We start from the raw sequence: 13,474 nt of genomic DNA, 5'->3' as shown, positions 1-13,474 counted from the left end.
CTCCTTACTTGCGGGGAAGACGGGGAAGAGGGCTCACGCCTCGGCGAGGAAGGTGAGCAGGTCCTGGCGGGTGATCACCGAGACGGGCTTGCCGTCGTCGGAGACCAGCAGCGCGCTGGACTGGGTGAGGGCCTGACGGGCGGCCGAGACCGGCTCGTTCGCACCGATCAGGGGAAGCGCGGGGGCGACGAGTCCCGCGACGGTGTCGGTCATGCTGGCGTGACCGCCGAAGACCTGGTCGAGCAGGCTCTGCTCGTCGAGCGACCCGACGACCTCACCCATCACGACGGGCGGCTCGGCCGAGAGCACGGGCAGCTGCGACACCCCGTAGGTGGCCATGATCTCGATCACGTCGTGCACGGTGTCGGCCGGATGCGCGTGCACGAGCGCGGGCAGCTCCCCGCTCTTGCCCTTGACGATGTCACGCACGGTCGACCCGGCGGGGGAGTTCGTGAAGCCGTAGCTGCGCATCCACTTCTCGTTGAAGATCTTGCCCAGGTAGCCGCGGCCGCCGTCGGGGAGCAGCACCACGACGACCGCCTCGGCGGGCAGCTCGCGGGCCGCCTCGAGGGCCGCCGCAACCGCCAGGCCGCTCGAGCCGCCGACGAGCAGGCCCTCCTCGCGGGCGAGGCGGCGGGTCAGCTCGAAGGAGGTGGCGTCGCTCGCGGCGATGATGCGGTCGACGACCGAGCCGTCGTAGGCGGTGGGCCAGAAGTCCTCGCCGACGCCCTCCACGAGGTAGGGGCGCCCGGTGCCGCCGGAGTAGACCGAGCCCTCGGGGTCGGCGCCGATGATCTGCACGGCTCCCCCGGAGACCTCCTTGAGGTACCGGCCGACGCCGCTGATCGTGCCGCCGGTGCCGACGCCCGCGACGAAGTGGGTGATCTGCCCCTCGGTGTCGCGCCAGATCTCGGGGCCGGTGGTCTCGTAGTGGCTGAGCGGACCGTTCTGGTTGGAGTACTGGTTCGGCTTGAACGCGCCGGGGATCTCGCGGGCCAGGCGGTCGGACACCGAGTAGTAGGAGTCGGGGTCTTCCGGCGCGACGGCCGTCGGGGTGACCACGATCTCGGCGCCGTAGGCGGTGAGCACGTTGCGCTTGTCCTCGCCGACCTTGTCGGGCAGCACGAACACGCAGCGGTAGCCGCGCTGCTGGGCCACGAGCGCCAGACCGATGCCGGTGTTGCCCGAGGTGGGCTCGACGATCGTGCCGCCCGGCTTCAGCAAGCCGTCGCGCTCGGCCGCGTCGATGATGCGGGTGGCGATGCGGTCCTTCGACGAGCCGCCGGGGTTGAGGTACTCGACCTTCGCGAGCACGGTGGCCCGGATGCCCTCGGTGACGCTGTTGAGCTTCACGAGCGGGGTGTTGCCGACGAGGTCGATGACGCTGTTCGCGTACTTCATTGCTGTGTCCTTGATGGGGCTCGCAGCCGCTACGTGCTCAGATTCGCACGGCGCGCGCTGGTGAGCGGCGGCTTCGGGGCTGTGACGAACCTGGTCTGCGGAGGAGGTCGTCGCTCAGCGACGACAACAGAGGAGATTCACGAACACCCCTCCACTGTAGCCCATGGCACGGCGCGGGAGGCGGGAGCGTCAGGGTGAGGGGCAGACGTCCAGGCGCTCCACACCGGCGCCGAGACCGGCCTCCCCGCCGAGCAGGGTGATGCGGGTCGCGCCGAGGGCACCGATCGCGGAGCGGGTCGCGCCGGGCAGGCAGTCCGGGGGCACGACGAGCACGGGGAGGCCGAGCGGCGAGCCCGAGAGGGCGTCGGGGAAGGTGCGTCCGGTGGCGAGCAGCACCCGGTCGGCCGCGGCGAAGAAGTGCTCGGTCACGGCGATCGACGTGGCGTAGCGATCGGTGCCGCCGAGCCGGGTGACGGGCGCGAGGCCGCTCGCGTCGGCCGCGAGCGCTGCGGAGACCGAGAGCTCGCCGCCCACGACGACGAGGCGGGTGACGCCGAGGCGCCCGAGCACGGCCCGGGTGGCGGCGTCGAGCGACCCCGCGCGGCCGTCGACGAGCAGCACGGGGCTCTGCCCGGCGACGGCGGCTCCGGCCGACAGGGCGTCGGGGAAGTCGGTGCCGGTGGCCAGCACGGCGGTCGAGGCGCCGTCGGGGAACGCCGCCTCGGCGACGCTCCGCGAGACGGCGAAGCGGTCGGGTCCGCCGATTCGGGTCACCTCCGCGCCCGTGGCGGCGAGCTGCTCGGCGACGACCGTTCCCACGCTGAGCGGGCCGCCCACGACGACGACCCGCGCGGGGTCGAGGCGCGCGATCTCGGCGGCCACCGCATCCGGCAGCCCCTCGGGACGGGTGAGCAGCACCGGCGCTCCCGCCCGCGCCGCCGCCGGAGCCGCCGAGAGGGCGTCGGGGAAGACCGCTCCCGAGGCCACGTAGACGGTCTCGGCACCGTCGGGGAAGGACTCGCGGGAGACGGCGGCCGAGACGGCGAAGCGGTCGGACCCGCCGATGCGGTCGACGGCGGGGTCGACGCGGGGCACGGCGGCGATGGTCACGTCGGCGTCGGAGAGGTCGAAGAAGTAGTTGTCGACGGCCTCGACGCGGATGCGCACCGCGGTGCTCGCGATGTTCGGCACCGTCACCGTCGCGCTGCCGTCGTTCGCGGTCTCCTCGGCGAGCACCGTGTCGAAGCGGCGGCCGCCGTCGGTCGACAGCCGGATGCGCACGGTCGGGGCGAGGCCGGCGCGGTCGGTGCCGTTGACGGCCCAGGTGACGTCGGTCGCCGCTCCCCCGCGCAGCACCTCGGTGGCGTCGCCCTGGCTCGTCACGAGGAACGGGCCGGCGTCGCGGGCGAGGGTGAGCCGCACGTCGTCGTGCGAGACGCCGCCGCCGGCCGGGTTCTGATCGCGCGCGGTCACCCGGAAGTCGAGGGCGCCGTCGTCGAGGTAGTCCGCGGTCGGCAGCGACTCCGAGGCGCACTCGAGCGCGGCGAGGCCCGTCAGCGCGGGGTCGCAGGTGCCGGTCTCGGCGGTGGTGTCGCCCGCGAGGATCTGCTCGAGGTCGGGGATCGTGCGGCCCGGATCGGCGCCGAGCAGGTTCTCGCCCGGCGAGGAGTACTGCCGGGTCGCGTCGGACCCGACGGCGGCGTAGCGGCCGAAGACGCGCACGAGCGGCCCGGCCGTCTTGGCGCCGTCGGAGAGGGCGCGGTCGGGGTCGCCGACGTCGTTCTGCTCCCAGAGGTAGCCCACCGGGTCGCCGTCGGGGTCGGAGCCGTCGGCGACGAGGGTGAAGGGGGTCTGCAGCGGCAGCTCGCGGTCGGCCGGTGCGGTGACGACCGGCGCGCGGTTGCCGGAGGCCGTGGCGGGCAGGCGCGCGAGCGTGCGCTGGATCTCGGCGATGCTGGCCTGGGAGAAGTAGGGGTCGCTGTGCGGCTGCAGGTCGTTCGCGCCGCAGATGCCGGCGTAGGCCATGATCGTCGAGCCGGAGCCGGGCTCCACCGCGGTCGCGCCGCTGCTGCCGCCGCAGGCGTTGAAGGTGTGGCTGCCGCCGAACTGGTGGCCGAGCTCGTGCGCCACATAGTCGATGGCGAAGCCGTCGCCGACCGGGTTCGGGTCGCCCGTGCATCCGCCGCCCTTGACGAAGGGCAGCCCGACCTCGGCGTAGCCCGCCAGGCCACCACCGGCGACCCCGAGCAGCAGATGGCCGACGTCGTAGCCGTCGACCCCGAGCAGGCGCTCGATCGCGGCGCTGTTCTGATCGAGGCTCGCCTGGCCGCAGGTGGCGAGGGCCGGGGCGGTGTAGCCGGCGGCCTCGGCCTTCTCGACGGTGTCGAAGTTCAGCCGGTCGGTGCCGTCGGCGACGGTCAGGTGCACGCCGAGGTCGTCGTTGACCACCCCGCCGATGCGCGTGAGGATCGAGACCTTCGCGGCCAGCACGGCATCGCTGCCGTAGAACGCGGCGAAGCTCGGGTCGCTGGCGAAGGCGACGCGCACGGTGCGGAGCGGGACGTCGGCGCCGGGGGCGGCGTCGGTCTCCGGCGCGATCGCGTCGGGTTCGACCGCCTGGGGGGCTTCGACCGCCTGGGGGGCTTCGGGCTCGGCGAGCGACGACCGGTCGTCGCGCAGGGCGCCCGCCGGGTACGACACCGAGGTCGACGCGTCGCCGCGCAGCGCGGGGTCGAGGTACCAGGCCGTGGTCGATCCGTCGGCGCTGCGCACCGAGGCGTGCAGGCCGAGCGGCGAGAGGTCGGCCCGCACGCTCAGGCCCGGGTCGTCGATGCCGCGGCCGGCGACGGCGACGATCTCCGGATGCGCGGCCGCCAGCTCCGGCTCCATCACCGTCAGCGGCTGCACCGCGAAGCGCACGAGCCGCCCGTTCGGGTCGGGCAGTTCGAGCTCGGTGGGCGCCGCGGCCGCGCGTCGGTCGCGGCTGCCCTGCAGCAGAGCGGACAGGCCGCCCACGTCGAGGCGGAACGGCGCCGCCCCCTCGGGCTCGACGAGCGGATCGCCCGGCCCGACCTCGGTCAGCGGCGTCCAGAGCTCGTCGGTCGCCGTGACTGCGGCCGCCGCGGCCGCTTCGACCGGGCCGGCCTCGGCCGGGCTCGCGCCCACCGTGTTCGCGCCCACCAGCGCGACGGCGAGCACGAGCCCGGCGAGGGTCCTCATCGGCCGGCCGGGCAGGCGGTCAGCGACTCGACGGCCGGGGAGAGCACCGTCGTGCCGCCGAGCAGGGTGACCTGCGTGGCGCCGAGCGCGGTGATCTGCGTCAGGGTCTCGGCCGGGATGCAGTCGGTCTGCACCGTGAACAGCGGCGCATCCACGGCCGGGGCGAACGCCGAGCCCGAGAGGGCGTCGGGGAAGTTCGCTCCCGTGGCCAGCACGACCCGGTCGGCCTTCTCGAAGAAGAACTCGTTGATCGCCCTGGATGACGCGAACCGGTCCTCACCGGCCAGGCGGGTGACCGCGGCGACCTTCGCCACGTCCTCCGCGAGGGCTGCGGTGATCGCGTCGGTGCCGCCGACGATCACCACGTCCTTCGCGCCCAGCTTCGCGAGCAGCGCCTTGGTGGCGCTGTCGAGGGACGTCGCGGCGCCGTCGATCAGGATGACCGGGGCCTTCCCGTCGACCGCTGCGCCCGCGGAGAGCGCGTCGGGGAAGGTGCGGCCCGTGGCGAGCACGACACGGTCTGCCCCGTCGGGGAACGCCGTCTCGGCGATGCTCAGCGACACGGCGAACCGGTCGGCACCACCGACGCGGGTGACATCGGCCAACCCCTCGAGCTCCTTCTCGACCGCTGCACCGACGGCGTTCGTGCCGCCGACGATGACGATCTTCGACGGGTCCAGCCGCTTCAGTTCGGCCAGCACGGGTGCCGGGATGCGGTCACCGAGGGTGAGCAGCACGGGCGCACCGGCGATGGTCGCCGCCGGGGCTGCCGAGAGGGCATCCGGGAACGCCTGACCCGACGCGACATACACGGTCGAAGCCCCGGACGGGAACCCGGCCGCCGACGTCGCCGCCGACACCTCGTACCGATCGTCGCCCGCGATCCGGTCGACCGCCGTCGACACCGGCGCCGCGGCGAACACCTGCACCTCGCGGAGGCCGGACGACCCCTGCGTCGGCTCCGCGCCCCACGCCTGCATCACGACGCGCAGCCGGTCGGTGCTCACGCGATCGAACGCGATGCTGTTGGGGGCGACCCGATCCCGGCCGTACTCCCCCGCCGCCTCGACGTCGCGCCAGTCGTTCGCGGCGATGTCGAAGTACTGCACCCGCCAGCTGCGCGGCACGATCACCCCGGCGCCCGCCGACTCGTCCTGGTCGGTGAAGAAGCTCACGTCGGCACGATCGACGTCGACCAGCCGCGGCCACTCCAGCTGCACCCACTGCTCCCCCACCTCGGGCCAGGTGCCCCAGCCCGGCGCCTCGGCCGAGGCGTCGCCGTCGTTGACCCAGGAGACCTGGGTCCACGGTGACGAGTACGAGGCGGTGGCGGTGGCGAGGCCGGCGATGTCGCCCTCGAGCGGGGTGCTGTCGGCGGCCGGGATGGTCACCGACTGCGTCGCCGAGACGTTGCCCGCGGCATCCGTCGCCCGGTAGTGCACCTCGGTGCGGGCGGCGTCGGCCACCACGGGCTCGGTGTACGGCGCCCACGAGGCGCGGTCGCCGAGGGAGACCTCGAGCGAGGCCACCCCCGATCCGGCGTCGCTCGCGCTGAGCGAGACCCGGCGGGCGGACAGCTCGACCGCCGGCGTGACCACCGGCGCCGCGCGGTCGAGCCGCACGGTGAGCGCGGTCTCGGCCGAGACGTTGCCCGCCGCATCCGTCGCCCTCGCCTCGACCAGGGTGTCGCCGTCGTCGGAGACGGGCACGTCGACGATGCGCGTGTTGTCGGTGGCCGTCCAGGCGCCGCCGTCGACCCGCACCTCGACACGCAGGCGGAGGTCGCGGTCGTCGGTGGCCGAGGCGCGCACGGTGGTCGCCGTGCGGAACCAGCCCGACGCCGGAACCGCGCTCGTCGGAGCGAGCACGACCTCGGGTGCGATGGTGTCCTCACCGGGCACGGTGTCGCCCGTGACCGTGATCGCGGCGGTCACCTCCCCGGCGGCGTAGCCCTCGGCGAAGCCCTGCACCGAGAAGGTGCCGGGGCGTGAGACGTCCACGGGGTCGATGTCGTCCCAGAGCACGGGCGTCGTCGACGTGCTGCCGTCGGCCCGGTCGAGCGTCACGGTCGCGGGCAGCTCGGGCAGCGCGCCGGCGGCGGTCGTGACCGAGACCGGCCGGTAGCCGGTGGGCTGCGCGGCCCCCACCTCCCACTCCTCGACGGCGAGGCCCGAGAAGGTGCCGTCGCCCGGTGACGCCTGCAGGGCGAGCCGGATGCCCGTGGTGGTGACCGGGGCGAAGCTCACGCTCTGCGGCTCGTCGGTCGAGGTGCCGTAGCCGCTCGGGTCGGCGACGTCGATCCAGTCGCCGGAGGCGTCGCGGTACTGCAGCAGCCAGGAGGCCGGGTTCGAGACCCCGTCGCCGGAGCCCGGCTCGGAGTCGCGCCAGAAGTCGACGGTGCTCGAGTCGATGCGGCGGGGCTCGGCCCAGTCGTACTGCAGCCACTCCGATTCGGGACGGTCGCCGGAGTAGTTGCCCCACATGTCCGGCGGCAGCGGGTTGGGGCGCACGAGCTCGTCGTTCAGGGCCCGGATCCAGTACTGCGCGGGCACGGGCTGGTTCGACGCGGAGGCCGTGGCCCACGGCGCGATGTTCGCCCGCGGGGTGCGGTCGATCTGCTTCACAGGGGTCTGCACGACCTCCTCGATGCGGGCGGGGCTGACCGAGTCGTCCCAGTTCAGCTCGTCGATGGCGACCGAGCGGCGGAAGTGGTTTCCGCCCACGGCGTCGGCCGTGTGGTAGACGATGTACCACCGGCCGTCGAACTCGGTGATCGCCGGATGGCTGGTGGTCGAGGAGACCGGGGCGAGCACCCGGCCGGCGTAGCTCCACGGACCCATCGGCCCGGGGCTCGTGGCATAGGAGATGCACGCGTGGTACACGGCCTCGGTGCAGTTCGGGCCCACGTCGTTCGCCGCGTAGGCGAGGTAGTAGGTCTCGCCGCGCTTGAAGATCCAGGGCGCCTCGAAGAAGCCGTCGGTGCCGGTGACCGTGATCGGCTCGCCGATCAGCGAGGTCATCCCGGGGTCGAGCTCGACCGCGCGCATCTGGCCGAAGGTGCCCCAGTAGAGGTACACCCGCCCGTCGTCGTCGGTGAGGATCGTCGGGTCGATGTTCTGGATGTCGTTGCCCAGGATCTTCTGCGAGATCAGCGGGGCGCCGAGGGCGTCGCTCCACGGTCCCGCGGGGCTGTCGGCGACGGCGACGCCGATGGCGAAGGCGTCGGCGCTGCCGGGGTCGCGCTGGGCCACCGGCACGTACCAGTAGTACCGTCCGTCGGCGCCTGTGACGGCCTGGCCGGCGTAGGCCCGGCCGGGCGTCGCCCAGGCGAAGGCCTCCTCCGGTCGCATCACGTCGGGGGTGTGCTGCCACACACCGGAGTCGACGTCGGTCGTCGAGAACGTCTGCCACTCGTTCATCACGAAGTCGTTCTGGGTCGGGCCCGCCTCGTCGCGGCCAGCGAAGACGTAGAGCGTGTCACCGTCGACCAGGGTGGCCGGGTCGGCGGAGTAGTACGAGCCGTCGGAGAGGATCGGGTTGACCGTCTCGGCCCGCGCGGCGGTCGCCGCGCCGGCCAGGACGGCGGAGCCCGCGAGCACGGCGCCCACGGTCAGGAGGGCTGCGGCCCGCCGCACCGAGGTGCGGGCGGCGGGCCGGATCTGCGTGGTCGTCATGCTCGCGGGCCGGGTCACTCGGCCGGGCAGGCGGTGAGGGACTCGACGGCCGGGGAGAGCACCGTCGTGCCGCCGAGCAGGGTGACCTGCTTCGCGCCGAGCGCGGTGATCTGCGTCAGCGTGTCGGCCGGGATGCAGTCGCCCTGCACCGTGAACAGCGGCGCATCCACCGCGGGGGCGAACGCCGAGCCCGAGAGGGCGTCGGGGAAGTTCGCTCCGGTGGCCAGCACGACCCGGTCGGCCTTCTCGACGAAGAACTCGTTGATCGCCCGGGAGGACGCGTACCGGTCCTCGCCGCCGAGGCGGGTGGCCGTGGCGAGCTTCGCCGCGGCGGTCTCGACACCGGCCGAGACCGCATCGGTTCCACCGGCGATCACGATCGTCTTCACGCCCAGCTTCGTCAGCAGCGCCGTGGTGGCGCTGTCGAGCGAGGAGGCCGTGCCGTCGATCAGGATGACCGGGCCGGTGCCCTTGACCGCAGCTCCCGCCGACAGGGCGTCGGGGAAGGTGCGGCCGGTGGCGAGCACCGCCACCTCGGCGCCCTCGGGGAAGGCCGCCTCGGCGACGCTCCGCGATGCGGCGAACCGGTCGGCGCCACCGATGCGGGTGACGTCGCCGATCGTGCCGAGCTCGGTCTCGACCTTCGTGCCGATCGCGTCGGTTCCGCCGACGATGACGATCTTCGACGGGTCCAGCCGCTTCAGTTCGGCCAGCACGGGTGCCGGGATGCGGTCACCGAGGGTGAGCAGCACCGGTGCACCGGCGATGGTCGCCGCCGGGGCTGCCGAGAGGGCATCCGGGAACGCCTGACCCGACGCGACATACACGGTGGAGGAACCGGAGGGGAACCCGGCCGCCGACGTCGCCGCCGACACCTCGTAGCGGTCGGCGCCCGCGATGCGGTCGACCGACGGGCCGGTCGGGTCGGGGCCGGGGCCCGTTCCCGTCACGGTCACGGTCGCGGTGGCGCCGAGCGGCGAGCCGTCGACCGTGCCCGACACCGTGAAGCTGCCGGGAGCGGCGTACTGCGCCGGGTCGATGGCCGCCCACTCGACGGCGACGCCGCTCTGGCGCGATCCGTCGTTGTACTGCACGGTCACGGTCGTCGGCAGGCTGGGTGCCCGGCCGGCCGGGGTCGAGACCGCCACCGCATCGACGGTGGTGATCTGACCGGGAGGCGTCGCCCGCACCCACACCGTGGCGCTGGCGGGGAGGGATGCTCCAGTGACCACACCGGTCACCGTGAAGCTGCCCTCGCCGGCGACCTTCGCGGGGTCGATGGCGGGCCAGCTGACCGCGAGCTCGGCCCGCGAGCCGTCGGCGTAGACGCCGGTGACCGTGGCGGGCAGCTCGGGCACGGTGCCGACCGAGGTGCGCACCGCGACCGGGTCGAGCGAGACGGGCGCCACGACGAACACCTGGAACTCGCTCACGCCGACTCCGGCGTAGGTGGTGCCGTTCGACGAGGCGGCGAAGGTGGCGCGGAGCTTCGTGGTGGTGACCTGGTCGAAGGTGACCGAGTTCACCGCGTCGCCCTCGCGGCCGTAGCCGGACGGGTTCGAGACCTCGACCCAGGCCGAGCCGTCCCACGCCTCGAGCTTCCAGCTCTTCGGCACGGCGACACCGTCTCCGACGTCGTCACCGTCCTGGTCGCGCCAGAACGAGAGGTCGACCTTGTCGATGCGCTGCGGCTCCGACCAGTCGTACTGCAGCCACTGGCTCTCCGGGCGCTCGCCCGACCAGGTGCCCCAGAGCATGTCGTTCGACCCGCCGGTGAACATCGACGTCCCGTCCTTGACGGCGTCGATGTTCGTCCAGGGGGAGGTGTACGAGGCCGTCGGGGTTCCGGCGGGAGCCACGTTCACGCCTCCGGCGGCCAGACCGCCCTGCACGGTGACGTCCTTCTCGGCCGAGAGCACGCCGTCGCTGCCGCTGAGCCGCAGCACGTACTCGCCCTCGACCGTGAAGCTCGCGGTGGTGCTGGCCGAGGCCGGGTCGGCGAAGATCGCCTCGCCGCCCTCCGGTGCGCTCACGACGCTCCATCCGGAGGTGAGGGCGTCGCCCGGGAGGCCGTCGTCCTTCACCGTCCCGACGAGCTTCGTCTGACCGGGCACGGAGCCCTTCACGTCGACGTAGGCGTCGACGAACGGGGCGACGTTGCTCGCCGCGGGCGCCGCGATGCCGGTGGCGAAGGCCTCGACCTCCTTCAGTCCCGTCTTCATCCCCGGTGCGTGCACCACGGTGACGCGGAGCTTGTCGGTCGTGACCGCCGGGAACTGCACCCGGTTGTAGTTCGCCGTCGGGTACTGCGGGGTGCGCGCCTGGGAAGCGACCGGCTTCCAGGTGCCGCCGTCGTCGTACTCGACGAGGTAGTTCTGCGGTTCGGAGTAGCCCTGCACCGTGGCGGTGCTGGAGCTCTGGTAGAAGTACAGCCGCACGTCGTCGACGGTCTTCGCCGCACCGAGGTCGACGGTCAGCGTGTCACTCGCGTTCGGCGACCCGGCCGTGCCCCAGAAGGGCTCGTTGATCGTCGTGCCGTTCACCGCGGCGGCGGCCGGGCGGCCGTCCGCCTCGAACGAGGCCGTCACGTCGGCGCCTGCGGCGAGGTTCTCGGACGAGGCGCTGGCCGCGTCGATCTCCTTGCCGGCCTTGGCGAAGATGTCGGTCACCCGGTCGTCCGCGGTGTACGCGACCTCGTTGGCCTGCTTGACCGACGAGGCGACCGAGCTCAGCACGGCCGTGCCGTCATCGACGGTCACGTCACCGGTGGCCGGGTCGTAGACCACGTGCGAGAGCGAGTCGACCGTGAAGGCGAGCTTCCCGTCGAGGAAGACGGAGTAGCCCTCTGGCACGTCGTCGCCGTAGTGGCGCTCACCGCCGGGGGCGTCCCAGGTGATGGTGAGGTCGTGGTCGCGGAACCGGATGTTGTTCGCGGTGAAGTGGTCCCAGCCGATGTCGATCGGGTCGAGCTCGATCTTGGCGTCGTCCCGGGAGCGCAGCCCCATCGTGTCCTCGATCATCGTGAAGTTCGTCGCACCCAGGATGGTGTGGTGGATCCACGAGCGGTAGTCGATCTTCGCGGGGTCGGCCGAGCCGCCGGCCCAGAACTCGTTCTGGTCGGGCAGACGGTTGTCGCCGCCGTTCTGGTAGTGCGCCCAGGCGTTCCAGTAGAGCAGCTTCTTGTACGACTCCGGGGTGATCGCGTCGGTGTCGTAGTCGCGGAGCACCGAGGAGAACAGCCGGAACAGCACGGTCGAGTTGATGACCGAGAAGTTGTTGCTGCCGGGGAAGCCCTCCGCCGCGGCCTCGGCCTTGTCGGCCTGGTTCGCGGTGAAGAACGGGAAGATCGGGTACTGACCGTCGTCGGCGAACAGGCGCAGGGCGTCCTCGTAGTCGTCGGCGTGATCGGCGTCGCCCTTCTTGGGCACGAGTCCCACCGAGAACGGGTAGAAGTTGTTCGTCTCCTTCCACTTCGCCAGCTGGCCGTCGCTCGTGAAGCGGTGCTTGAACAGGTTCGCGTCGTCGTCCCAGAGCAGCTCGAGCACCTTGGACTTGATGTCGGCGGCGAACTGGCGCATCTCCTCCGCCTTCGCGGTGTCGCCGGCGGCGTCGAAGGCCGAGGCCGCGGCGAGCGCGTTGGCGTAGAGGTAGGCGTTCTCGGTGCGGTCCATCGAGGCGCCCGGGCGCTCGTCGAACGACACCGCGTCGGCGTCGTTGCCCGTCATCGCGGCCCAGTTGTAGTCGATCAGCCCGCTGTCGTCGGTGTCGTAGGCGTCGATCAGCCCCTCGACGTCGTTGGCGGCGTAGGTGCCGAGGCTCTCGGCGATGGGCGTCGGCCCGCCGTGCAGCTGGTAGGAGCGCCAGGCCGCGTCGGAGATGTACTGGGTGTAGCTGTTGCTCCAGTTGGCGGGGTCGCCGGGGTTGTCGACGAACTTGTAGCTCTTCGCAGCCTCGCCGGCCGAGACCCAGGTGCCGTAGGCGTAGGCCGGGTCGCGGAAGTACTTCAAGTCGTCGATGAACATGCCCGAGGTGAGCACGATGGCGTTGTTGTAGCCCAGCGAGCCTTCGACCGCGGTGGGGAACTGGAACGTGTTGCCGGGTGCGTCGGCGTCGAGGAAGTTGAACCGCATCAGCCACCAGCGGTAGTAGAGCGTCTTGTCGATGTTGTCCTCGGGGGTGTCGAGGTAGGGCACGTTGTCGGCCCACCACGCGTTGTAGGCCGTGACGTGGGTCGTGTAGGCCGAGGCCGCGTCGGCGGCCCGGTACGCGTCGTACTCGGTGCGCGAGGTCTCGGTCTCGGGGGTGACGAAGCCGAGCTGCACCTTCGTGGTGGCGCTGCCGCCGGCCGGCACCTCGACCGCACCGGTGAGGGCGCCGTCGGCGACCGTCATGCCGTCGCCCGAGAATCGCGGGTAGACGGTGGTGACGTCGTTCAGCGCCTTCACCACTCCGGTCAGCTCGTCGCCCTCAGTGACGGTGGTGTACGGCGAGGAGGCACCCAGCGTGACGCTCTTGGCGCCCCCGCTCGAGCGCAGCTCGACGCCGGTCACGGCGACGTTACCGTCGGTGATGTACTTCGTCTCGACCACGGTGAGCTCGGCGTCGGAGGTGGTGAACACGCTCCGCCAGTAGCTCGGGGTCTGCTTGCGCTGGTCGGTCGCCTCGGTGAGGGTGAGCGGCTGGCCGTCGACCGTGACCGTGATCGTGTAGGCGCCGCGTCCGTCGATCGACTCCCAGTAGGCGACGTCGCCACCGAAGCCGAGCACCGAGGGGTCGTGGGTCTTCATGAACACGGACTTGCCGCGGGAGAACATCCACTGGTTCTCGTCACCGAAGCTGCCGTCGGTGCCGGTGCGCACGAGCATCCGGTCGAACCAGAAATCGGAGTCGGGCGAGCTGCCCGCACCGGCCGCGACGTCGGCGTCGAAGATGGCGCCGAGCTCGTTGCGGGAGTCGTAGGCGACGCCGGTGTCCGGCACCGGGTTCGCCGAGCCGGTGAACACCGGATAGCCGAGATCGGCGTTCGGCGCGGCGGCGGCGGGCGAGGCCAGGGCGCCGGTGATGACCGCGGCCGTCACCAGCCCGGCGACGGTCGTGCGGGCGGCGGATGCCGACCGGGGGCGGGGTCTGGACATGGTCATGGTCTCCTCATCGTCGAGTGATCAGATGGTGCTCGTGGT

The 13,474-nt window shown here is 72.4% G+C and carries 4 protein-coding genes; all 4 read right to left on the bottom strand.

From position 1 onward, the window contains the following. Window positions 1-33 precede the first annotated feature (33 nt). The 4 genes from ITJ64_RS09865 to ITJ64_RS09850 all read right to left on the bottom strand — a co-directional run bounded on the left by ITJ64_RS09865 (window position 34) and on the right by ITJ64_RS09850 (window position 13,435). Window positions 34-1,401, bottom strand: a complete 1,368-nt coding sequence (locus tag ITJ64_RS09865; RefSeq protein ID WP_194680447.1) for a cystathionine beta-synthase — start codon at window positions 1,399-1,401, stop codon at window positions 34-36. Window positions 1,402-1,590: 189 nt separating this feature from the next. Further along, window positions 1,591-4,620 carry a cell wall-binding repeat-containing protein gene (locus tag ITJ64_RS09860; RefSeq protein ID WP_194680446.1) on the bottom strand — a complete coding sequence of 1,010 codons (3,030 nt, stop codon included), beginning with the start codon at window positions 4,618-4,620 and terminating at the stop codon, window positions 1,591-1,593. Further along, window positions 4,617-8,294 (bottom strand): cell wall-binding repeat-containing protein, encoded by a 3,678-nt coding sequence (locus ITJ64_RS09855; protein WP_194680445.1) that lies wholly within the window; start codon window positions 8,292-8,294, stop codon window positions 4,617-4,619. Before ITJ64_RS09855 ends, ITJ64_RS09860 begins: the two co-directional genes overlap by 4 nt. A 14-nt stretch (window positions 8,295-8,308) precedes the next feature. Beyond that, the gene (locus ITJ64_RS09850) at window positions 8,309-13,435 is read right to left on the bottom strand and encodes a cell wall-binding repeat-containing protein (RefSeq protein ID WP_194680444.1); all 5,127 of its coding nucleotides are present in this window, start codon (window positions 13,433-13,435) and stop codon (window positions 8,309-8,311) included. Between the last annotated feature and the right edge of the window lie 39 nt (window positions 13,436-13,474).

Source organism: Herbiconiux sp. VKM Ac-1786 (assembly GCF_015350805.1).
Taxonomy (GTDB): domain Bacteria; phylum Actinomycetota; class Actinomycetes; order Actinomycetales; family Microbacteriaceae; genus Herbiconiux.
Note: the sequence above shows the minus strand (reverse complement) of the source record. Positions and strands in the feature narration are given on the sequence as shown.